Here is a 22,028-nt window from a genome sequence, read left to right as displayed (position 1 = left end):
GGTGTTCCATGCCACAGTATGTTCCGACACCGCGCCGGTGCCGCGAGTTCAGTCGTGCCGGTAACGGGTTCATCCACATCTACCTACGGGGAGACTCCATGGTTCAGATTTCGAGAGCGGTCCGGCGCGCCGCGGTGTTTGCCACCGCTGCCTCGCTGGTCACGCTCACCGCTTGCTCGAGCGACAGCGGCAGCGACTCCACGTCGGAGAACCTCGACGGTCGCGGACCCATCACGTACGTCGAGGGCAAGGACACCACCGAGACCGGTGTCGTCCGCCAGATCATCGACGCGTGGAACGCCGAGCACCCGGACGAGCAGGTGACGTTCAAGGAGCAGTCGAACGACGCCGATCAGGCGCACGACGACCTGGTCCAGCACCTGCAGGCCAAGCAGTCCGACTACGACGTCGTCGCACTCGACGTCCCCTGGACCGCGGAGTTCGCGGCCAAGGGCTGGCTGCAGCCGCTGACCGGCGAGTTCGCGGTGGACAACACCGGAATCCTCCCCGCCACGGTCGACAGCGCCACCTACAACGGCACCCAGTACGCGGCGCCGAAGAACACCAACGGCGGCCTGCTGTACTACCGCAGCGACCTGCTGCCCGCGGCACCGAAGACGTGGGCCGAGCTGGCCGCCGCGTGTGAGGTCGCGAAGACCAACAACATCGACTGCTACGCCGGTCAGTTCGCACCGTACGAGGGCCTGACGGTGAACACCGCCGAGGTCATCAACGCGTACGGCGGCTCGTTCGTCGGCGAGGACGGCAAGACCCCGACCGTCGACAGCCCCGAGGCCCGCGCCGGCCTGCAGGTGCTGGTCGACAACTTCAAGAACGGTGACATCCCGGCCCAGGACACCACGTTCAAGGAGCCCGAGAGCCAGAAGGCGTTCGAGGACGGCAAGGCGCTGTTCCTGCGCAACTGGCCGTACGTGTACGGCACCGCCGACAAGGATTCGTCCGCGGTCAAGGGCAAGTTCGCGGTCGCCCCGCTGCCCGGCAAGGACGGCATCGGTGCCTCGACCCTCGGTGGCTACAACGCGGCCATCAGCGCGTACTCCGAGAACAAGGCGACGGCCCGCGACTTCCTCACCTTCCTGCAGGGTGAGCAGGCGCAGCGGATCATCGCGCTGGGCTCGTTGCCCCCGGTCCGCGCCGCACTGTACGACGACCCGGAGATCATCGCGGCCTACCCGTTCATGCCGACGCTGAAGGTGTCGATCGAGAACGCCGTCCCCCGTCCGGTCACCCCGTACTACCCCGCTGTGTCGAAGGCAGTGCAGGACAACGCCTACGCTGCCATCAAGGGTGAGAAGTCGGTGGATCAGGCGATCACGGACATGCAGTCCGGCATCCAGTCCGCAGGCTCGTAGAGCACAGGAGTGAACATGGCCGTTCCGACTGGGACCACCAGTGGAGCGCCGGCCCGTCCCGCGGCCGGGGATAACGACCCCGGCCGCGGTTCGCGTGAGAAGAACGAGAACAGGCGACGCTTTGGGCTGAGCAGTCGCCGCGCGTGGCTGTTCGTCGTCCCGACGCTGGCCGTGCTGGCCGTCGTCATCGGCTACCCGGTGATCCGGGCAGTGGTGATGTCGTTCCAGAAGGACGCGGGACTCGATCCGTCGACCGGCATGTTCGTCGAGGGCGGCTGGGCCGGGTTCACCAACTACACACACTGGATTCTGCAGCAGTGCACCTCCCCGAGCGGGGTGGCCGTGGCGTGCCCGCCCGGCACGCTCGGCTCGCAGTTCTGGTCGGCCGTCGGGAACACCGCGTTCTTCACCGTCGTCACGGTGGGCCTCGAGGTCGCGATCGGCCTGTGGATGGCGATCATCATGGGCAAGACGTTCAAGGGCCGCGCCCTGCTGCGTGCGGCGGTCCTGATCCCGTGGGCCATCCCGACCGCGGTCACCGCCAAGCTCTGGTACTTCATCTTCGCTTACGACGGCATCGCCAACCGCCTCCTCGGCACCGAGATCCTGTGGACGTCGGACGCGTGGCCCGCGCGATTCGCGGTGATCATCTCGGATGTCTGGAAGACCACACCCTTCATGGCCCTGCTGATCCTCGCCGGCCTGCAGATGATCCCGCAGGACGTGTACGAGGCGGCGCGGGTCGACGGCGCCTCCGCGTGGCAGCGGTTCCGGCAGATCACGCTCCCGCTGGTGAAGCCGGCGCTGATGGTCGCGATCCTGTTCCGCACGATGGACGCCCTGCGCATGTACGACCTCCCTGCCATCCTGACCGGCGGCAACCCGGCCACCACGACGGTGTCGATCCTCGTGGTCGACCAGGTGCGGCAAGGGTTCAACAGCGCGTCCGCACTCTCCACCATCACGTTCCTCCTGATCTTCGCGGTGGCGTTCGTCCTCGTGAAGTTCCTCGGCGCCAACGCCGTCGAGACTCAGGAAGCCCAGCGAAAGGGGCCGAAGTCGTGACCCATCGCGCCCCGGAGCTCGAACTCCCGAGCAGGCCCGTCCGCCGCAACCGTTCGAAGCGGTTCGCTTTCAAGAACTCCCGCATCTACATCGGTGTCGCGATCATCCTCGTCTGGGGGCTCGCCCCGTTCTACTGGATGATGGTGACGGCGTTCCGCGACCCCGACTACACGTTCGACACCACACCCTGGCCCACGCACGTCACGCTCGAGAACTTCCAGAACGCCCTGTCGACGAGCAGCGGCAACAACTTCACCCGGGCCGTCGTCAACAGCATGATCATCGGCGGAATCACCACCGTTGTCGCCCTCGCCGTCGGCATCTTCACCGCCTACGCGCTGGCCCGCATCGAGTTCCGGTTCAAGTACGTGGTGGTCGGCATCGTGCTCGGCGCGTCGATGTTCCCCGTCGTCGCCCTCGTCACCCCGCTGTTCCAGCTGTTCACGAACATCGGCTGGATCGGCACCTACCAGGCGATGATCATCCCGAACATCTCGTTCGTCCTGCCGCTCACCATCTACACGCTGACGTCGTTCTTCAAGGAACTCCCCTGGGAGCTCGAGGAGGCGGCCCGGATCGACGGCGCCAGCCGCGGTCAGGCGTTCCGGCTGGTGATGTTGCCGCTCGCGGCGCCCGCCCTGTTCACCACCGCCATCCTCGCGTTCATCGCGACCGTCAACGAGTACCTGCTCGCCAGCCAGCTCTCCAGCGACGCCACCGAACCGGTCACGGTCGCGATCGCCCGGTTCTCCGGCAACGACCCGCACGTCGTGCCATACGCGGCGATCATGGCGGCGGGCACGATCGTCACCATTCCGCTGGTGATCATGGTGCTGCTGTTCCAGCGTCGCATCGTGTCGGGCCTGACGGCCGGCGGCGTGAAGAGTTAACGGTCGAGCGGAGCGAGGGGAAAGGTGTCGGTCATGCATCCGGTGGCGAAGAGGCAGCGGCTCGAGGTTCTGATCGGCATCCTCGGGTTCTTCACGGTGATGGCGTTCATCGCCGCGGTCGTCGAGGTCGTCCGCGGCGACCCCGGCGTCACCCCCGCGCTGGTGTTGCTCGGCTGCCTGGTGCTGTCGGGGCTGGCGATCGTAGCCCGGAATCGGGTGCGCTGAAACAGTACGGTCGGTATGGATATTTGCTGAGCGTTAGCGCGGCGCGCGTCACACTCGAGGCCCTTCACATAACATACGTACCGGTGGGTGCGATGATCCTCCGTGACCGGATAACTGACCGGGAGGGTGGAAGTGAGTTCTGGCAACGACGCGACGGGCAACCATGCCTCCGAACCGGGGGGTACACCGCCCGTAGACGACGGTTCGGCTGACACGACCACTCCATCACCGGACGGGACGAAGAAGCGCAACCGGTGGCGCACGGTCCGCCGGGTGAGCCTGGTCGTGATCGCATTGCTGCTGGTCATCCCGCTCGTCGTCTTCCTGGTCAGTTACGTCCGCGCCGAGGTCCCGCGCCCGTCGGACATGAAGACCAACCAGGTGGCCACCGTCTTCGCCGCCGACGGCACCACCGAGCTGACCAAGGTGATCCCGCCCGAGGGCAACCGCACCGAGATCGCGCTCGACGCCATTCCCCAGCACGTCCGCGACGCCGTCCTGTCGGCGGAGGACCGCAACTTCTACTCCAACCCCGGCTTCTCCGTCACCGGCTTCATGCGTGCCGCCCGCGACAACGTCCTCGGCAAGGACAGCGCGGGCGGCGGGTCGACGATCACACAGCAGTACGTCAAGAACGTGCTGGTCGGCGCGGACCGGAACGTGTACCGCAAGATGCGGGAACTCGTGATCTCCACCAAGATGGCCCGCGAGTGGTCCAAGGACGAGATCCTCGCCGCCTATCTGAACACCATCTACTTCGGCCGCGGCGCGTACGGCATCGAGGCGGCGTCGCGCGCCTACTTCGACAAGCCGGTCGGCGACCTGTCGGTGGCCGAGGGCGCGGTGCTCGCCTCCGTGATCCAGAGCCCGTCCTACCTCGACCCCGAGGCCAACCTCGACCAGCTGCAGGCCCGGTGGAACTACGTCCTCGACGGCATGGTCGCGATGGGCGTGCTCGGTCAGCAGGACCGCAGTGCAGCGGAATTCCCGATCACCGCGCCGTCCAACCGCCCCACCGACGCCAACTCCGCGCCGGGCCCCGACGGCCTGATCCGCAACCAGGTGCTGCGCGAGCTGTCGGATGCGGGGATCTCCGAGCAGACCCTCAACACCGAGGGTCTGCAGATCACCACCACGATCGACCCGCGGGCGCAGCAGTCCGCGATCGAGGCCGTCCACGACAACCTCGAAGGGGAGGATCCGGGGTTGCGGACCGCGGTCGTGTCGATCGATCCCCGCACCGGCGGTGTGCGCGCGTACTACGGCGGCGAGGACGGCGCCGGCTTCGACTACGCCCAGGCGCCGTTGCAGACGGGGTCGTCGTTCAAGGTGTTCGGCCTGGCCGCCGCGCTGGAGCAGGGCATCCCCCTCTCCGCCCGCTTCAGCAGTGCTCCGCTGACGGTCGGCAGCGTGCAGATCGGCAACGTCGAGGGCGAGTCCTGCGGCACGTGCACCATCGCCGAGGCGACGAAGCGGTCGCTGAACACGAGCTTCTACCGGTTGATGATGTCGCTGGACAACGGTCCGCAGGCCATCGCCGACGCCGCCCACAAGGCGGGGATCCCGGAGTTCATCCCCGGGGTGCAGGGCAAGACGCTCAGCGAGAACGGCGGCGAACCCGAGGGTGGCATCGTTCTCGGCCAGTACCTGTCGCGGCCGATCGACATGGCGTCCGCGTACGCGACGCTCGCGGCGTCGGGCATCTACCACCAGCCGTACTTCGTGCAGCGGGTCGTGACCGCCGACGGCGTCGTGCTCCTGGACCGTGCGCCGAGCCCGGGTGAGCGTCGGCTCGATGCCGCGGTGGCCGACAACATCAGCCAGGCACTGATGCCGATCGCCTCCTACTCGCGGGGCCACGCCCTGGCGGGGGGACGCCCGTCCGCGGCGAAGACCGGCACGGCTCAGCTCGGGGACACCGGCGAGAACAAGGACGCCTGGATGGTCGGTTACACGCCGTCGCTGGCGACGGCGGTGTGGATCGGCAAGGCCGACGCCACCGCCATCAACAACAGCTGGGGCGGACTGGTCTACGGTTCGGGTCTGCCGTCCGACATCTGGAAAGACACGATGGACGGCGCCCTCGAAGACACCGATTGGGAAGACTTCCCGTGGCCCGACCCGATCGGCGGCCAAGCCGGGGTGCCTACGTGGTCCGGCCAAACCAGCGGCGACGGAACGGGAACCGGCACCAGCGGGGTAGTCCCGCCGCCCGGTGCCCCCACCCCCGCACCCGTCGAGGTTCCGCCCCCGGCGGCCGTCCCGGTCCCGCCCGTCCCGCCGGTGCCCGCGCCCGTCCCGGCGCCGACCCAGATCGAAATCCTCCCGGGCGTCATCATCCCGCTGCCCGGTTAGCCGAGGTTCTGAATCCCGCCGCGTGGCGGAGTCCTGTTCGGCAGCACCACAACCCGCAGCGCGGCGCGGAGGCTTTCCTTCGTCTTGGCCCAGGCCCTCGCCTCGTCCTCGCACATGTCGGCCTCTTCGGGCTCCTCGTCGCGGGCGAGTTCCGCGTTGTGGCGCCACTCGATCTCCTGCTCGGTGCAGAGCCGGAGGAACTCGAGGATGGTGTCGCGGTCGCGTCCGCAGATCTCGGCCACGTCGTCCGGGTCGAGCCCGCTCTCGGAGTCGAGGTGGATCAGGGTCACGAGCGCGGCGGGGAAATCGTCCTCGCACTCGTGCTCGGCGTACGAGGACGTGGCGCCGGGTGTGGAATTGAGTTTGCCACCGAGCTTTTCGGCGAACGCGTCGTCGACGGTGTCCACGAAACGCTCGAACATCCGGAACACCGACACCAGATGATCCGCGACGAACGGTGACCCGTCGACGCGCATGACGGCGACCACGTTGTCGACGACGAGCAGGAACTTGATGTCGGGCCACTCGCGATTGAGGTCGGCGAGCGCCTCCGCGCTGCGTGTGCGATCGCTGATCGTGTGGACCACGCGGGCGAACACTTCGACGCGGGCGTCCTCCTCGATCACCCGCACATACGTCGGGAGGTCGCCGACCCACACGAGGATGTCGCCGTCCGCGTCCTTGCCCGGTGCCTGCTCGAGCATCGATTCGACCGCGGCGTCGACACGGTCGCGCAAACCGGCGCCGTCGCGTAGCTGGGCCGGGACGTCAGCAGAGCCGAACTCCGGGGTCTCGCCTCGGCCACCGGTGATCGCCTTCAGGAACGAGGGATGCAGAAGGTCCCAGATCTCCCGGAACACGGTGACCGTCATCGACGCCAGCAGGTGGGCGTCCTCCCGGTCGGCGTCGAGGTAGTACGACGCGGAACCGTTGCCCTCGTCGACGTGCTCGCACAGGTCGGGGCGGTTCCAGCCGAGCTCGATCAGCCGATCGTGCTCCTCGGCGGTGAGTGCCCGCGCCGGGTGCAGGAAGCGGTTGGACGGCACCTCGCACCGCACCTTGTCGCCGGCCCATGCGAAGAACCGCACGCACGCGGCGGTCTCGACGAGGCCGTCGTCGACGCTGTCGTACTGCGACTGCAGCACCAGTTCGTCGTCGTCCTCCATAGCGTGCACGTACCCGGTCAGACGGTCCTGGAGCTCGGTCCAGGCGTCGTCGATCTCTCGATCGAAAGTGTTGTCGGACATCACGCCTCCCTCGATGAATCCTGGGTGTCACCGTAGAGGGAGGGTCTGACAAGAAATCGAACACAAAGGCGAATGCACCTTTCATCGCCGTGAAGACGACGAAAGGTGCATTCGCCCGGGAGCTGCTGCGCGGATTACTCCGCGTCGATGATGAACGCCTCGAGCTCGGTGCGAGCCTTGTCGTCCGCCATCTGGACCGGCGGGGACTTCATCAGGTACGCGGACGCCGGGTAGACGGGTCCACCGATGCCGCGGTCCTTGGCGATCTTGGCTGCGCGGACGGCGTCGATGATGATGCCGGCCGAGTTCGGGGAGTCCCAGACCTCGAGCTTGTACTCCAGGTTCAGTGGAACGTCACCGAAGGCGCGCCCCTCGAGGCGGACATACGCCCACTTGCGGTCGTCGAGCCAGCCGACGTGATCCGACGGGCCGATGTGTACGTTGCCCGGACCGAGGTCGCGGGTCAGGTTCGACGTCACGGCCTGCGTCTTGGAGATCTTCTTCGACTCCAGGCGGTCACGCTCGAGCATGTTCTTGAAGTCCATGTTGCCGCCGACGTTCAGCTGCATCGTGCGGTCGAGCTGCACGCCGCGGTCTTCGAAGAGCTTCGCCATCACGCGGTGGGTGATGGTGGCGCCGACCTGCGACTTGATGTCGTCACCGACGATCGGGACGCCGGCGTCCTTGAACTTCGCAGCCCACTCGGGGTCGGAAGCGATGAACACGGGCAGAGCGTTGACGAACGCGACATTCGCGTCGATGGCGCACTGGGCGTAGAACTTGTCGGCGTCCTCGGAACCCACGGGCAGGTACGAGACCAGCACGTCGACCTTGGCGTCCTTCAGAGCCTTGACGACGTCGACGGGCTCGGCCTCGGAGATCTCGATGGTCTCGGCGTAGTACTTGCCGATGCCGTCGAGGGTGGGGCCGCGCAACACCGGAACGTCGGCCGGCGGGACGTCGGCGATCTTGATGGTGTTGTTCTCGCTGGCGAAGATGGCCTCGGACAGGTCGAATCCGACCTTCTTGGCGTCGACGTCGAACGCGGCGACGAACTGGACGTCGCGCACGTGGTACTTGCCGAACTTGACGTGCATGAGGCCGGGAACGGTCGCCGTCTCGTCGGCGTCCTTGTAGTACTGCACGCCCTGAACCAAGGACGAGGCACAGTTCCCCACGCCCACAATGGCCACGCGCACCGCGGTGCTGTTCTCACCCATGGTCGGGTTCTCCTTTTTTCTTAGGTGTTGCTGTCGATTGCTCGGCGGCGATCAGCTCGTTGAGCCAGCGCACTTCACGCTCACTGGATTCGAGACCGAGCTGGTGGAGCTGCTTGGTGTAGCGATCCAGCGTGCCGCTCGCTTTTCCGATCGCGTCTCGAAGCGCCTCACGACGCTCCTCGACCTGGCGTCGTCTGCCTTCGAGAATCCGCATCCGCGCCTCTGCGGGAGTGCGGCTGAAGAAGGCGAGATGAACGCCGAATCCGTCATCGGTGTAGTTCTGCGGACCCGTGTCGGCGACCAGTTCCTTGAACCGCTCCTTACCGATCGGCGTGAGCTGGTAGACGCGGCGGGCGCGACGCTTGACGGTCCCCGGAGGGCCTGCGTCCTCGGCGATCAAACCGTCTGCCTGCATGCGTCGGAGCGTCGGGTAGAGGGACCCGTACGAAAAGGCGCGAAATGCACCCAGCAGTCCCGTCAACCGTTTGCGCAGCTCGTATCCGTGCATGGGTGACTCGTGGAGCAGCCCGAGAATTGCCAATTCGAGCACGTCCACCCCCTGAGTCGCCCGACCTAACCGTGTGATGCGATTCAAAACTATATCGCACCGATATATAGGAGGATACGCGCGCTCGATACATGAGACAAGCCGTCACAGGTTTTCAACACAGGTCCGGGTGGCCGGCCGCGTCGCCGAATGTCACACCGGTGCCGTCTGACTGAACGGATGTCACATCGGGCGCCGGGGACGCCTGGTGGCCGGCGGCCGGTGGCACCCGCCGGTCAACGACCCCGAACGCTCAGCCCTCGTAGGGGTAGATGTCGAACGGTTCGCCGTCGAATCCGACGACCATGTGTCCGGTGTGGCCGGCGGCGTTCTTCACGTGGATGGAGATGGTCGGCGGTCCGTCGTCGGACCCGGGTTCGTACCGGAAGGACACGATCTCCACCGCGCCGTCGGGGACGTGCAGGGTTTCAGGTGCCCCGGCGAGCAGTCGTGCGATCGCGACCTGGTCGACGGTGCCGAGGTCGAAGGACTTCTCGTCGTCGGATCGGGTGGACGAGCTGCCCCAGTCGTCGAATTCGCCGTCGTAGAGGTAGGAGTCGGATTGCCGCGCGTTGCCGACGGTCGGCCGGTCGAAGACGGCGTGGGCCGGGTAGAGGCCGAGTTCGTCGGCGACGGTGTCGCCGTATTCGGCGCGGTATTCGTCGAGGAAGAAGTGCAGGCCGGCGCCGGTGGTCAGGTTCGGCACCGACTCCGACGGGCCGAGGTCGCTGTTCGCGACGGCCCCGGCGATGCCGCCGACGGCGGCCGCGGCGACGACGAGGACCGCGGCGTACACCCACCGCCGCGACGATCTGCGGCGTCGCGGGGACACGACGGGGCTGGCCGCGAGGCGGCTGGGGATCTGCAGGTCGCCGACGAGGCGGTCGAGTTCGTCGAACGTCTTCGCCCGCATTGCCGTGGAGGTGCGGGACGCGTGCTCCTCCGCGGACAGTTGCCCGTCGGCGAGCGCCGCGTCGAGCATCCCGCAGGCGTCGGCGCGGTCGGAGTCGCGTGCGCGGATACCGGCGAGTGTGGTCCTGGGCATCTGCGTCCTATCGGCCGAAGGGGTAGACGCTCAGTGGTTCACCGGACGGGGCGAGTTCCATGTGTCCGCTCTCGCTGAATTCGTTGGTCACGTAGATCGACACGGTGGGGCCGTCGCCGTCGGCCTCGAACGAGATGTGGCTGACTTCTCCGTCGGGGACGTTGAGGCTCACCGGGGCACCCACGACCGTTCCGCCGATCTTGTCGAGGTTCAGCGTCGACAGGTCGAACACGGGTGTGTCGACCTTCCGGGTGGTCGGGGTTCCCGACGGCGTGAAGCCGCCGCGGTAGTCGTAGCTCACCATCCGGTTCGGTTCGAGGGGCAGCGCGCGTTCGAGGCCGGCGTGGCCGCCCTCGTAGAGGGTGAGGTCGTCGACGATCAGGTCGCCGAACCTGGCGAGGTACCGGTCGAGGAACACCTTCATGCCCTCGGGGGTGACGGGATTCGGCGTCGGGACGACCAGCGGTTGGACGGAGTCGAAATCGACCTGCTGCGCGACGGGGGTCACGGTGGCCTGCGCGTCGTCGCTGTCGACGAGCGTGCAGGCGCCGACGGCCGCCACCACTGCGGCGACGGCGACGGCCGCCGGGAACCAGTGCTTGGCGGTGTCGCGTGGGGGCCGTGCGTCCGGTGGTGCGTCGGCGGGTCGCTGCAGGTCACTGACCAGGACCTCGAGGTCGGCGAGGGTGCGCGCCTCCGCGGCGAGTTCGGACATCGCGCGGTGTTCTGCCTCGTTGATCTGGCCGTCGCCGAACGCGGCGTCGAGCAATGCGGACGTGTTGGCTCGATCGACGTCGCGTGCCCGCGTGTTCGGTGGGTATCGGCTGGCCACGGGTGGATCTTAGAGCTAGTTCGCGGGATTCACCTGCCACACGTCTCCGCCGAGCGTCGCCCGCAGGTAGCCGCCGCCGGTCTGGGCCTTGTCGTAGACGTACACGTTGATCGTCGGTCCCTTGCCGCCGTCGGCGAGGAGGACGTGCCCGATGGTGCCGTCCGGGGCTCCGACCAGCCGGGGTGCGTCGGCGATGAGCGCGACGAGTGCCGGCACGTTTACCTGCGCGAGGTCGACTTCACCGGTTCCGGGGAGGCGCTGTGTGCGGATCCCCGACGTCTTGAACCCGCCGCGGAAGTCGTACCGATCGACCTTGTCGGGCGCGTCCGGGGCGGTCCGCGACAGGATCGCGTACTCGTCGTACAAGCCCAGTTCGTGGACGGTGAGGTCGCCGAACTTCTGCCGGTACTGCTCGAAGAGGGCGTAGATCCCGTCCTGGGTGAGGGGCTGCGCCTGGCCCACGATGATCGGTTCGACCGCGGGCACCTCGACTTCCGGCTGGGTCAGTGGCTTGTCGACCTGCACCGGGACCGGTGGGGCGACGGGGTCCGGGCCGTCCTGCTCGGTGAGCGCGAGACCGACCGCGCCGACCGCGATCACCGCACCGCACGCGACCGCGATCCGCAGCGCCCGGCGGGGTGAACCCGCTGTCCGGACAGGTGCCTGTGCGGTGATCGACGACGGCAGTTGCAGGTCACTGATCAGCAGGTTCAGCTCGGCGAGTGTCTTCGCCGACATGGCCTGGGCGGTGCGGTCGTGGTACTCGTCGGCGCCGAGCTGCCCGTCGGCGTACGCGGCGTCGAGCTGGCTGCATGCGTTGACCCGATCGAGGTCACGTGCGCGAGTCTGCGAGGACGGTCCTGAGGCCACACCGGCATCGTAGTGCGGCAACCGTGTTTGACCAGTGTCACTCGACCGACCCCTTCTCTCCGGACGCGACGCACGTACTCTGGTCTCCGTGCGGATACAGCGGCAGGTGGTGGACTATGCGCTTCAGCGCCGGTCACTCCTGGCCGAGGTCTACTCGGGCAGGACGGGTGTCACAGAGGTGTGTGACGCCAGCCCCTACCTGCTTCGTGCCGCAAAGTTCCACGGCAAGGGCAGTGATGTGGTGTGCCCGATCTGCCGTAAGGAGCAGTTGACTCTGGTCTCCTGGGTCTTCGGTGACAAGTTGGGCCCGGTGTCGGGTTCGGCTCGTACGGCCGAGGAGTTGGTGCGTCTCGCGTCCACTCAGGAGGAGTTCTCGGTTCACGTGGTCGAGGTGTGCCGGACTTGCAGCTGGAACCATTTGGTCCAGTCCTATGTTCTCGGTACCGTGCCCGAACCGAAACGGCCCAGGCGTTCGTCGCCACGGCCGCGGCCTCCGAGCCGTCGTACCGCGAGCGAGTAGACACGCCCGAACACGGACGCGGGCAGAAGAGTGCCCACAGACGTAACGCAGGACTGAAGCCGGTCCACAACCACTGGAGATTTGTACGTGAGTTCCCCCCGCAGCAACGCCCCGGGTGATCGACCGAACGGACCGAGACGACCGAGTGGCCCCCCGCCACAGGGACGCCCCGGAGGTCCACCACCCCGCGGCGGACAGCCTGCGGGTGGGCCCCCACCGGGCCGATCGGGCGGCTCGCCGCCGCGTCGGATGCCGCCTCCGCCCCCGCAGGGTGGTGGCCGTCCCCCCGGCCCGCCGCCTCGTCGTCCCGGTCCGCCGCCGCAGGGTGGTGGGCGTCCGCCGGGTCCCCCGCCGCGTCGTCCGGGCCCGCCGCCCGGCCGTCCTGCAGGTGCGCCCCCGGTGGCGCGTAACCAGTCGGGTCCCGGTGGGCGCCCGCCGGGACCTCCGCCGTCGAACGGTCGCAAGACCGGCGGCGGCCGCGGTGGCGAACCGCCGAAGGGTGGAAAGAAGACGGCTGTGAAGAAGTCGCGGTGGAAGATCGTGCGCCGGACGGCGTACGCGTGCGTCGCGATGGGGCTGATCATCCCGATCCTGCTGTTCATGGCGGCATACGTCGTTCAGGACGTCCCGCGGCCCGGCGACCTCAAGACCAACCAGGTGGCCACGATCTACGCGTCCGACGGAACGTCGGTGCTGAGCAAGGTCGTGCCGCCGGAGGGCAACCGCACCGAGGTGACGCTCGACCAGATCCCGAAGCACACCCGTGACGCGGTGCTCGCTGCCGAGGACCGGGACTTCTACTCGAACCCCGGCTTCTCGATCGGTGGGTTCGCGCGTGCCGCCCGCGACAACGTCCTGGGCAAGGACAGCGCCGGCGGTGGCTCGACCATCACGCAGCAGTACGTGAAGAAGACGATGGTCGGTTCCGAGCGTTCGCTGACGCGAAAGATGAAGGAACTCGTCATCTCGTCGAAGATGGCCCGCGAGTGGTCCAAGGACGACATCCTCGCCGCGTACCTGAACACCATCTACTTCGGGCGTGGTGCGTACGGCATCGCGGCCGCGTCGAAGGCGTACTTCAACAAGCCCGTCGACCAGTTGACGGTCGAGGAGAGCGCGGTGCTGGCGTCGTCGATCCAGCTGCCGTCGCTGCTCGATCCGGAGACCAACCCGGAGGGTGCTCAGGCGCGCTGGAACTACGTGCTCGACGGCATGGTGTCGGCGGGAACGCTGGAGCAGTCGGCCCGGTCGGTGATGCAGTATCCGCCGTACGTGCCGATCGCGCAGGTCGATAACGGCAACCAGGACTCCGGACCGGAGGGCCTGATCAAGAATCAGGTTCTGCGTGAGCTGGGTGAGGCGGGGATCAGCGAGCAGCTGCTCAACACCGAGGGCCTCGAGATCACCACGACGATCGACCCGGTCGCCCAGGCGGCGGCGGTGGATTCGGCGCGCTCCAACATGGAGGGTGAGCCGGAGAACCTGCGTACCGGTGTCGTGTCGGTCGACCCGAAGACCGGCGCGGTGCGCGCGTACTACGGCGGCGAGGACGGCGGGGGGTACGACTTCGCGAACGCCGGACTGCAGACCGGTTCGTCGTTCAAGGTGTTCGGTCTCGCCGCGGCCCTGGATCAGGGCATCCCGCTGTCACAGATGTACGACAGCTCGGAGCTCACGGTCAACGGCATCACCATCAGCAACGTCGAAGGCGAGGGCTGCGGCACCTGCACCATCGCCGAGGCGTTGAAGCGTTCGCTGAACACCAGCTTTTACCGTCAGGAGCTCGAACTCGACGGTGGACCGCAGGCGATCGCCGACATGGCCCACAAGGCGGGTATCCCGAAGGAGATCCCCGGTGTCGGGCCTTCGCTGACCGAGCCCGACGGCAGCGGTCCGAACAACGGCATCGTGCTCGGCCAGTACCAGTCGAGGGTCCTCGACATGGCGTCGTCGTACGCCACGTTGGCCGCCTCGGGTACGTACCACCCGCCGCACTTCGTGCAGAAGGTCGTCAGCGCCGACGGAACGGTCCTGCTCGACCGTGGCGGTGACACCGGTGAGGACCGCATCGACAAGGACGTCGCCGACAACGTGACGTCGGCGATGGAACCCATCGCCGGGTACTCGCGCGGCCACAACCTGGCGGGCGGACGCCCGTCGGCGGCCAAGACGGGTACCGCGCAGCTCGGTGACACCGGCAAGAACAAGGACGCCTGGATGGTCGGATACACCCCGTCGCTGTCCACGGCGGTGTGGGTGGGCACCACGGACGGTCAGGCGCTGGAGAACAGCAGCGGCGCCATGATCTACGGTTCCGGTCTGCCGTCCGACATCTGGAAGGACACGATGGACGGCGCCCTCGAGGGCACCGACGTCGAGAAGTTCCCGAAGCCGGGTGCGATCGGTGGCCAGTCGGGTATCCCGGCCTATTCGGCACCGGCACCGACCAAGACATCAGCGCCGCCGACGAGCACGTTCCAGCTGCCGACGGAGCTCGTGCCGCCGGTGGTCGTGACGCCGTCGCCGGTCGAGATCCTGCCCGGGATCACCATCCCGATTCCGGGTCTGGCACCGAGGCTCACCACCGCGGCCCCGGCGGTTCCGGCGGAACCGGAGACGACGACGCCGCCGAACGCCGGTAATGGCAACGCCCAGCAGCAGGTTCCGGCCCGTTAACGGCGACCGGTAGCCTCGCGGAGTGGCCGACAACCCTGACGCGCACGCCTTCAGCGACGCGGGTGAGACGGGATTCGTCTCGCCCGCGCCGCTGGCGAAGGATCGGCGTTCCGCGGATTGGCGGGACCTTCCCGGGCGCACCGATCCGCTGACCGCCGACCTCTCCGGGGTGATCGGTGGTCCGGTCGGACGGCATGCGGTCGTCGGGCGCAGCCGGTTCTTCACGCCGATGCGCGCCATTCTGTTGCTGGCGATCGTGTTTCTCGCGCTCGGCTGGTTCGCGAAGGCGCCGTGCATCCAGCAGGCGCCGGTCGGCGAGAACGGCGCGCTCGGGCTCGACTGGAGTGGCAGCCGGCAGTACGTCGCCATGTGCTACTCGGACACGGTCCCGCTGTATGGCGCGGAACGGTTGAACGAGGGCGCCTTCCCCTACAAGAAGTGGTGGGAGGAAGACGCCGGCAACGGCCAGACCCAGCGCCGCTACATGGAGTACCCGGTGATCTCCGGGCTCTACCAGTACGGCGCGATGACGATCGCGAAGTCGTGGGACGCGGTGCACTGGCTGCCCGGTGCGCTGCAGGTCGCGATCTATTTCAACGTCGTCGCGCTCGGTCTGGCGCTGGCGTGGCTGGTCACCGTCTGGGCGAGTGCGCTTCTGGCCGGACGCCGCATCTGGGACGCCGCGCTGATCGCCGTGTCCCCGCTGGTGATCGTGCACGCGTTCACGAATTTCGATCCCCTCGCAACGGCTTTCGCGGCGGGTGGGCTGCTGGCGTGGTCGCGGAAACGGCCGGTGCTCGCCGGGATCCTGCTCGGCCTCGGTGGTGCCGCCAAGCTGTATCCGCTGCTCCTCCTCGGGCCTCTGCTGGTGCTGTGCCTGCGCACGGGCAAGGTCCGTGAGTGGTCGGTGACGGCGCTGACCGGTATCGGCGCTTGGCTGACGGTCAATCTGCCGATCGCCCTGCTGTTCCCACGCGGCTGGGCCGAATTCTTCCGGCTCAACTCCGAACGCGGCGCCGACCCGGACTCCGTCTACAACGTCATCTCGTCGTTCACGGGCTGGACCGGGTTCGACGGGATCCTGTCGGCCGGTCAGGCGCCCACCGTCCTCAACGCGGTGTCGTTCATGCTGTTCGCCCTCGTGTGCGTCGGGATCGGGTACATCGCGCTGACGGCGCCGCGACGGCCGCGACTGACCCAACTGTGTTTCCTGCTGGTCGCGGGTTTCCTGCTCACCAACAAGGTGTGGAGCCCGCAGTATTCGCTGTGGCTCGTCCCGCTGGCCGTGCTCGCCTTCCCGCACCGGCGGATCCTGCTGGCCTGGATGACGATCGACGCGCTGGTGTGGGTGCCGCGGATGTTCTACTACCTCGGCGTGGCCGACAAGGGACTCCCCGAGCAGTGGTTCACCGCCGCGGTGGTGGTCCGCGACATTGCGGTCGTGGTCATCTGCGCGCTGATCATCCGCCAGATCTACCGGCCCGGCGAGGACCTCGTGCGGTACGGCTTCATCGACGATCCTGCGGGCGGCGTGCTCGACCAGGCGCCCGATGCGCAGCCGCAGTGGCTACCCGCCTGGCTACGGCCACGGCCGCCGGTAGAAACGGCTCCCGCTCACAGCGTTTAGGGCTTCGACAGCACCAGCGCCGCCCCGACCGCGAACACCGCGATCGACAGGCCGAGGGCGATCGCGCGGATCGACCACTGTCGGGCGTCGGCGGCGGCGCGCACCGAAAGGTCGTATTCGCCGCGCTCCCACAGTCGGTGGACGGTGAGCGAGCGCAGCAGTGCGACGATGCCGAACGGCACGAACGCGATGATCGCAACAATGGCGAGCGGCAGACTGCTGGCGGGCGGCGGTGCCAGCGGCCCGCTGTGGTCCGCCGAGGTGTCCTGCTGCTGCGACGTCATGCGTTGCCTCCCCGTGGTGGAGCCCACGACCGTGGGCGACGAGGTGGAGTATAGACCGTCGAGATTCCCGACTGTGCAGTGCCTTTCGCGCGGCCGGCGGTTACGGTCCGGCTATCGGCCGGTCTCCACGACGGGGGGATGCGCCCGGGCTGCGACCCACGCCGCCACCTGCGTGCGGGAGCTGACGGCCAGCTTGTCGAAGATGTGCTCGACGTGTCCGTCGACGGTGCGCCGCGAGATCACCAACGCCTCGGCTATCTGCCGATTGCTGAGGCCCTGGGCGAGCAGGTCGGCGATCTCCTGTTCCCGTTTGGTGAGCGGCGACGCCTCGGCGCGCGGCGCCCTGCGCTCGGTGGGGGTGCCCAGTGCGAGGTCGACGGCTTCCTCGATGGTGAGCCGGACCGCAGGCGTTGCGAGCTGGGCGAACTCGTCGGGCCCGACCATGCGGGCGGCGTCGCGCTCCGACGACAGCGAGTCGTCGGTGATATGGGGGCCGAAGGCGGCGACGGACGTGCCCAGCCGATGCCACACACCCTTCGCGGCGCCGCACAGCCTGGCCGCCGCGTTCGCGTCACCGCTCGACGTGGCCACCCACGACAGCACCTCGATCGACAGAGCCGTGCAGATCTTGTCCTTGAAGTCGCGCTGGATCCGCAGCGCCTGCTGGGCAGCGTCGACGGCATCGTCGCCCCGGCCCAGGTGGAAGTACGCGACGCTCGAAACCCACAGGGCGTAGGCCTTGTTCCACTTCTCGCCGTGCACGTCCGCCACCGCGATCACGTCCCGGCACGTCTCGAGGGCGTCGTCGAGCCGGCCGTCGTAGGTCTGCGCCATGCCCATCTCGAACGACGCGGTCAGCACCGAGGCCGTGTCGCCGACGGCGCGGTGGACGGCGATGGCATCACGGAACAGCCCGATGGCTTCGTCGGGGCGGCCGGAGAACACGGCGTGGATCCCCGCCCAGTGGTCGGCGTGCGCGCGAAGTCGTTCGTCACCGAGCGCGGTCGCGATCGCCGTGCACTCGTCGAGGTGTTCGCGCGCGGCGTCGCGGTCACCCTGGATCAGCGCGGTCCACGCGGTCACCCACAGCACGTCGCCCCGTTCCCGGGTGGGGTCGGTGAGCCGTAGCAGTATCCGCTCGAGCCGGGTCCTCCCGTCGGACAGGTTGCCGCCCGCGATCCAGTGGTACCGCAGCGAGACGGCCAGTTCCGCGGCCGCCGCCCGCTGCGAGTCGTCGTGCAGGGCCCAGTCCAGGGCGGCCACGAGGTTGGGGTGGTCGATCCGCAGTCCCGCGAGGATCTCCGATTGTCCTGGCCCGCACCAGTCGAGCGACGACCGGCGGGCGCGCTCCGAATAATGCTCGAGATGTCGCCGGTACAGCTCGTCGCGCTCCCCGCTCAGTTCGAGGAGCTCGTGCCCGTACTCCCGCACCGTCATCAGCTGCGAGTAGCGGAGACGTTCGGTCGAACGGTCCACGGTGACAAGGCATTTTCCGACCAGGCGGTCGAGGACGTCGATGACCGGCGAGTCCGACAGCGCACCGAACCCGCTGACGGCTTCCGCGGCTTCGAGATCGAAGCTTCCGGGGAACACGGCGAGCCGCGACCACAGCAGCCGCTCGGTGTCCGAGCACAGTTCGTAACTCCAGTCGATGAGGGCGCGCAGCGTCTGCTGGCGAGGCATCGCCGCCCGGTCACCGCCGGTGAGGAGTGCGAAACGCTGGTCGAGGCGTTCGACGAGCTGCGACGCGGACAGCGACCGCAGCCGGGCGGCGGCGAGTTCGATGGCGAGCGGGATCCCGTCGAGCTGATTGCACAACTGTGCGACGGCGGGGGCGTTCGCGTCGGTGAGGCGGAAGTCGGCGACGACGCCCTGCGCGCGCTCCACGAGCAACGACACCGATTCGAACGTGGCGATGTCCGCGGCGCGGCAGTCCTCGATGTCACCCGGAGTGCTCAGCGGTGGAAGGAGGTACGTGAATTCGCCGGCGATCCCGAGCGGTTCGCGACTCGTGGTGAGGATCCGGACCTCCGGCGCGGAGGCGAGGACGGTGCTGACGAATTCGCTTGCCGCGGACAGTAGGTGCTCGCAGTTGTCGAGGACGATCAGCATATGCCGGGACTGCAGTTGGTCGATCACCTTGTCCATCACCGCACGGCTCGACTGGTCGGTGACGCCGAGCGCGGCCGCGGCCGCGGAGGGCAGTGCGTCGGGATCGCGGACGGGCGCGAGGTCGATCCACCGGACGGAATCGCGGAAGGCGCGGGCGGAGCGGACCGCGAGTTCCTCGGCCAGCCGCGTCTTGCCCACGCCGCCGGCACCGAGCAGCGACACGAGCCGGGATTGCTGCAGTCGTGCGCGGGCTTCCTCGATCTCGCGGCGTCGGCCGACGAAGCTGGTCATCGACCTCGTGAGTTCTCTCGAGCGAGTCAGTGGATTTCTCCCGTGTCCGGTTAGCCAGGTGTGGAACGAAACCTACCCCCACCGAATGTGACGGACAACACAGGTAACCGAGGGGGTGTTTTACCCGGTGTGGGGGTGATGTGACGTGGGCCATTGTCGTTGGCATACCCCGGTTGCCCGCTCGACTCCAGCCGGAACCCATCGTCCCGAGGAGCCCAACGCATGTCAAAGACCATTTCTGCCGACGTCGACGTCGTCGTCGTGGGTGCCGGATTCGCCGGCCTCTACGCCCTGCGCAAGCTGCGCGACACGATGAAGCTGTCGACACGGGTGTTCGAAGCCGGCTCGGAGGTCGGCGGCACCTGGTTCTGGAATCGCTATCCGGGTGCCCGCTGCGACATCGAGAGCGTCCACTATTCGTACTCGTTCGACGAGGATCTGCAGCAGGAATGGCAGTGGAGTGAGCGGTTCGCCGGACAGCCGGAGATCCTCCGCTACCTCGAACACGTCGCCGACCGCTTCGACCTGCGCAAAGACATCACGTTCGACACCCGCGTGGTCGGCGTGCACTGGGACGACGAGAACTCGGTGTGGACGGTCCGCACCGACGACGGCGCCGTCGTGCGCAGCCGGTACTTCATCTCGGGGGCAGGCAACCTGTCGGTGCCGAAGACGCCGGAGTTCGGCGGTATCGACAACTTCCGCGGCGAGGTGCTGCTCACCGGCAACTGGCCACGTGAGGGCGCCGACTTCACCGGCAAGAGGGTGGCCGTGATCGGGACCGGGGCCAGCGGCATCCAGGCCATCCCGTTCATCGCCGAGGACGCCGCCGAACTGGTGGTCTTCCAGCGCACCCCCAACTTCGCGACCCCTCTCGGCAACGGTCCGATGGACCCGAACGAATTGGCGGACATCAAGAGCAACTATGCGGACGTGCGGACCGCGGCCCGCAACCACTTCCTCGGCGTCCCGTTCAATCAGGTGCAGCCGTCCGCGCTCGCCGTCGACGCCGAGGAGCGCCGCCGCACGTTCGACGAGCGCTGGAACGCCGGCGGGTTCCGGTTGTTCATCGACTCCTACCAGGACATCCTGTTCGACAAGAAGGCCAACGACACGATCGCCGACTACATCCGCGACCGGATCCACGAGCGGGTGCAGGACCCGGCGAAGGCCGCGACGCTGGCGCCGACGGGCTACGCGTACGGCACCAAGCGTCCCCCGCTCGAGACCAACTACTACGAGGCGTTCAACCGCGACTCGGTGAGTGTCGTCGACGTGAAGTCCACGCCGATCGACGAGATCACGCCGACCGGAGTCCGGGTCGGTGACCGCGTCTACGAGGTCGACACCATCGTCCTCGCAACCGGATTCGACGCGATGACCGGTCCGTTGATGGCCATGGACATCCGCGGTCGGGGCGGTTTGCCGTTGGCCGAGAAGTGGGAGCACGGACCCAGGACCTACCTCGGCATCATGGTCAACGAGTTCCCCAACCTGTTCCTCATCACGGGACCGCAGTCGCCGTCGGTGCTCTACAACATGCCACTCGCCATCGAGGACCACGTCGACTTCGCGACCGACGCGATCGACTACCTGGACCGACGCGACCTCGACGTCATCGAGCCCACCGCGCAGGCCGAAAGCGATTGGGGTGCCTTGACCAACGAGATCGCCGACCAGACCCTGCTGCCGGAGACGAACTCGTGGTACATGGGCGCGAACATTCCCGGCAAGCCTCGTGCCTGCATGGTCTACCTCGGCGGCGCCCCCACCTACCGGGCGACGTGCGACGAGGTAGTGGCAGGCGGCTACTCCGGTTTCGCGCTCACCCGGGCGGAGGCCCGCGCGGCCTCCACCGTGTCCTGACCCCTACCCCCCACCAAAGGAGACCGAAATGGCACTCGACGCACACGCAGCAGAATTGATCGCCGGACTACAGGCGCAGGGGCTGAAAGCTTTCGAGCACAGCACCGTGGAGGAGGCGCGGGCGGTGGTGGCGACGTTCGCCGGACTGCAGGCGCCGCCCGAACCCGTCGCCCGGGTGGAGGACGCGCACTACGAGAGCGGCGGAGCGCAGATCGCGCTGCGGGTCTACGTGCCGGAGGGCCGGGCACCGCACCCGGTGGTCCTGTACTTCCACGGCGGCGGGTTCGTCGCCGGCGACATCGACGTCGTCGACGAACCGGCGCGGGCGGTCGCGAACGGCGCGGGCGCAATCGTCGTTGCCGCGACGTACCGCCGCGCCCCGGAACACCGGTTCCCGGCCGCCGCCGACGACGCTGCCGCCGCCCTGCAGTGGGTGGCCGACAACGTCGCAAGTTACGGCGGTGACCCCGGCAACGTCGTCGTCATGGGTGACAGCGCCGGCGGCAACCTGGCCGCCGTCACCGCGCTGCGGGCCCGGGACGAGGGCGGACCGCGCCTGCGGGGGCAGGTGCTGATCTACCCGGTGATCGATCCGAACGCGGACCTCCCGTCCCGGCAGGAGTTCGCCGAGGGGTACGTGATCGGCGCCGGGGACCTCGACTGGTTCTGGAGCAACTACCTGTCCTCGCCGGAGGATGCGAAACACCCGTACGCCGTACCGAGTCGCGCCGCCGGTTTCGAGGGGTTGCCGCCGGCCCTCGTGCTCACCACCGAGAACGAGGTGGCCCGCGACGAGGCGGAGGCGTACGCCGAGTCGTTGCGGCAGGCCGGCGTCGATACCGAGGCGATCCGCTTCGACGGGCTGATTCACGGATCGTTCTGGATGTCCGGGGTGGTGCCGCGCAGCGCCGAAATGCGCTCGGCGGTCGTCGAGTTCGTGAAGAGGGTGACGGCCACCGCTCCCGTCGTGTGACGTGACCCGA

At 67.9% G+C, this 22,028-nt stretch carries 18 protein-coding genes; 10 read left to right on the top strand and 8 right to left on the bottom strand.

Going from position 1 to position 22,028, the window contains the following annotated elements; all coding sequences use genetic code 11:
• The first annotated feature begins 98 nt into the window (after positions 1-98).
• The 5 genes from RHA1_RS16760 (at position 99) to RHA1_RS16740 (ending at position 5,908) form a co-directional block, all read left to right on the top strand.
• Positions 99-1,373 (top strand): ABC transporter substrate-binding protein, encoded by a 1,275-nt coding sequence (locus RHA1_RS16760; RefSeq protein ID WP_009476451.1) that lies wholly within the window; start codon positions 99-101, stop codon positions 1,371-1,373.
• Between the two features lie 15 nt (positions 1,374-1,388).
• Positions 1,389-2,438, top strand: coding sequence for a carbohydrate ABC transporter permease (locus tag RHA1_RS16755; protein WP_011596082.1), 1,050 nt, complete (start codon positions 1,389-1,391; stop codon positions 2,436-2,438).
• The gene (locus tag RHA1_RS16750) at positions 2,435-3,328 is read left to right on the top strand and encodes a carbohydrate ABC transporter permease (protein WP_011596081.1); all 894 of its coding nucleotides are present in this window, start codon (positions 2,435-2,437) and stop codon (positions 3,326-3,328) included. Before RHA1_RS16755 ends, RHA1_RS16750 begins: the two co-directional genes overlap by 4 nt.
• Before the next feature lie 33 nt (positions 3,329-3,361).
• Positions 3,362-3,553: a hypothetical protein gene (locus RHA1_RS16745; protein ID WP_005249641.1), complete on the top strand. Its 192-nt coding sequence runs from the start codon at positions 3,362-3,364 to the stop codon at positions 3,551-3,553.
• 132 nt (positions 3,554-3,685) lie between these two features.
• A complete protein-coding gene (locus tag RHA1_RS16740; protein ID WP_011596080.1) occupies positions 3,686-5,908 on the top strand; it encodes a transglycosylase domain-containing protein in 2,223 nt (740 codons plus the stop codon).
• Here the strand turns inward: RHA1_RS16740 and RHA1_RS16735 are convergent.
• The 6 genes from RHA1_RS16735 to RHA1_RS16710 all read right to left on the bottom strand — a co-directional run bounded on the left by RHA1_RS16735 (position 5,905) and on the right by RHA1_RS16710 (position 11,669).
• Positions 5,905-7,155, bottom strand: coding sequence for a T3SS (YopN, CesT) and YbjN peptide-binding chaperone 1 (locus tag RHA1_RS16735; RefSeq protein WP_011596079.1), 1,251 nt, complete (start codon positions 7,153-7,155; stop codon positions 5,905-5,907). The two genes, RHA1_RS16740 and RHA1_RS16735, sit on opposite strands and share 4 nt — an antisense overlap.
• Before the next feature lie 134 nt (positions 7,156-7,289).
• The gene (locus tag RHA1_RS16730; protein WP_011596078.1) at positions 7,290-8,375 is read right to left on the bottom strand and encodes an inositol-3-phosphate synthase; all 1,086 of its coding nucleotides are present in this window, start codon (positions 8,373-8,375) and stop codon (positions 7,290-7,292) included.
• Entirely contained in the window at positions 8,368-8,925 is a 558-nt protein-coding gene (locus RHA1_RS16725; RefSeq protein ID WP_005264441.1) for a PadR family transcriptional regulator, read from the bottom strand. Before RHA1_RS16725 ends, RHA1_RS16730 begins: the two co-directional genes overlap by 8 nt.
• Before the next feature lie 250 nt (positions 8,926-9,175).
• Entirely contained in the window at positions 9,176-9,967 is a 792-nt protein-coding gene (locus tag RHA1_RS16720; protein WP_011596076.1) for a DUF1707 SHOCT-like domain-containing protein, read from the bottom strand.
• A 7-nt stretch (positions 9,968-9,974) separates the two neighbouring features.
• Positions 9,975-10,799: a DUF1707 SHOCT-like domain-containing protein gene (locus RHA1_RS16715; RefSeq protein ID WP_011596075.1), complete on the bottom strand. Its 825-nt coding sequence runs from the start codon at positions 10,797-10,799 to the stop codon at positions 9,975-9,977.
• 15 nt (positions 10,800-10,814) lie between these two features.
• Complete coding sequence (locus RHA1_RS16710; protein WP_011596074.1) at positions 10,815-11,669, bottom strand: DUF1707 SHOCT-like domain-containing protein; 855 nt, start codon at positions 11,667-11,669, stop codon at positions 10,815-10,817.
• 88 nt (positions 11,670-11,757) lie between these two features.
• Here RHA1_RS16710 and RHA1_RS16705 point away from each other — a divergent pair, with 88 nt between their 5' ends.
• The 3 genes from RHA1_RS16705 (at position 11,758) to RHA1_RS16695 (ending at position 16,492) form a co-directional block, all read left to right on the top strand.
• Positions 11,758-12,189 (top strand): DUF5318 domain-containing protein, encoded by a 432-nt coding sequence (locus RHA1_RS16705; RefSeq protein ID WP_029539769.1) that lies wholly within the window; start codon positions 11,758-11,760, stop codon positions 12,187-12,189.
• A 399-nt stretch (positions 12,190-12,588) separates the two neighbouring features.
• On the top strand, positions 12,589-14,865 hold the full coding sequence (locus tag RHA1_RS16700; protein ID WP_011596072.1) for a transglycosylase domain-containing protein: 2,277 nt from the start codon (positions 12,589-12,591) through the stop codon (positions 14,863-14,865).
• A 22-nt stretch (positions 14,866-14,887) separates the two neighbouring features.
• Positions 14,888-16,492, top strand: a complete 1,605-nt coding sequence (locus tag RHA1_RS16695; protein WP_011596071.1) for a glycosyltransferase family 87 protein — start codon at positions 14,888-14,890, stop codon at positions 16,490-16,492.
• Here the strand turns inward: RHA1_RS16695 and RHA1_RS16690 are convergent.
• Both RHA1_RS16690 and RHA1_RS16685 read right to left on the bottom strand, forming a co-directional pair.
• The gene (locus tag RHA1_RS16690) at positions 16,489-16,776 is read right to left on the bottom strand and encodes a CD225/dispanin family protein (protein WP_009476441.1); all 288 of its coding nucleotides are present in this window, start codon (positions 16,774-16,776) and stop codon (positions 16,489-16,491) included. The genes RHA1_RS16695 and RHA1_RS16690 overlap by 4 nt on opposite strands.
• Before the next feature lie 111 nt (positions 16,777-16,887).
• Positions 16,888-19,179: an ATP-binding protein gene (locus tag RHA1_RS16685; RefSeq protein ID WP_011596070.1), complete on the bottom strand. Its 2,292-nt coding sequence runs from the start codon at positions 19,177-19,179 to the stop codon at positions 16,888-16,890.
• 222 nt (positions 19,180-19,401) lie between these two features.
• Between RHA1_RS16685 and RHA1_RS16680 the strand changes: the two genes are divergently transcribed.
• Together RHA1_RS16680 and RHA1_RS16675 are read left to right on the top strand one after the other, a co-directional pair.
• Positions 19,402-21,045, top strand: coding sequence for a flavin-containing monooxygenase (locus RHA1_RS16680; protein WP_011596069.1), 1,644 nt, complete (start codon positions 19,402-19,404; stop codon positions 21,043-21,045).
• A gap of 28 nt (positions 21,046-21,073) precedes the next feature.
• Complete coding sequence (locus tag RHA1_RS16675; RefSeq protein WP_011596068.1) at positions 21,074-22,018, top strand: alpha/beta hydrolase; 945 nt, start codon at positions 21,074-21,076, stop codon at positions 22,016-22,018.
• The last annotated feature ends 10 nt before the right edge of the window (positions 22,019-22,028 follow it).

This window comes from Rhodococcus jostii RHA1 (assembly GCF_000014565.1).
Lineage (GTDB): Bacteria > Actinomycetota > Actinomycetes > Mycobacteriales > Mycobacteriaceae > Rhodococcus_F > Rhodococcus_F jostii_A.
This window is presented reverse-complemented; position numbering and strand designations above follow the sequence as displayed.

Bases quoted from the DNA above. Each gene is read 5' to 3' on its own strand.
- RHA1_RS16760 (WP_009476451.1), top strand. From the start codon at position 99: ATGGTTCAGATTTCGAGAGCGGTCCGGCGCGCCGCGGTGTTTGCCACC.
- RHA1_RS16755 (WP_011596082.1), top strand. From the start codon at position 1,389: ATGGCCGTTCCGACTGGGACCACCAGTGGAGCGCCGGCCCGTCCCGCG.
- RHA1_RS16745 (WP_005249641.1), top strand. From the start codon at position 3,362: ATGCATCCGGTGGCGAAGAGGCAGCGGCTCGAGGTTCTGATCGGCATC.
- RHA1_RS16735 (WP_011596079.1), bottom strand. From the start codon at position 7,155: ATGTCCGACAACACTTTCGATCGAGAGATCGACGACGCCTGGACCGAG.
- RHA1_RS16730 (WP_011596078.1), bottom strand. From the start codon at position 8,375: ATGGGTGAGAACAGCACCGCGGTGCGCGTGGCCATTGTGGGCGTGGGG.
- RHA1_RS16720 (WP_011596076.1), bottom strand. From the start codon at position 9,967: ATGCCCAGGACCACACTCGCCGGTATCCGCGCACGCGACTCCGACCGC.
- RHA1_RS16690 (WP_009476441.1), bottom strand. From the start codon at position 16,776: ATGACGTCGCAGCAGCAGGACACCTCGGCGGACCACAGCGGGCCGCTG.
- RHA1_RS16685 (WP_011596070.1), bottom strand. From the start codon at position 19,179: ATGACCAGCTTCGTCGGCCGACGCCGCGAGATCGAGGAAGCCCGCGCA.
- RHA1_RS16680 (WP_011596069.1), top strand. From the start codon at position 19,402: ATGTCAAAGACCATTTCTGCCGACGTCGACGTCGTCGTCGTGGGTGCC.
- RHA1_RS16675 (WP_011596068.1), top strand. From the start codon at position 21,074: ATGGCACTCGACGCACACGCAGCAGAATTGATCGCCGGACTACAGGCG.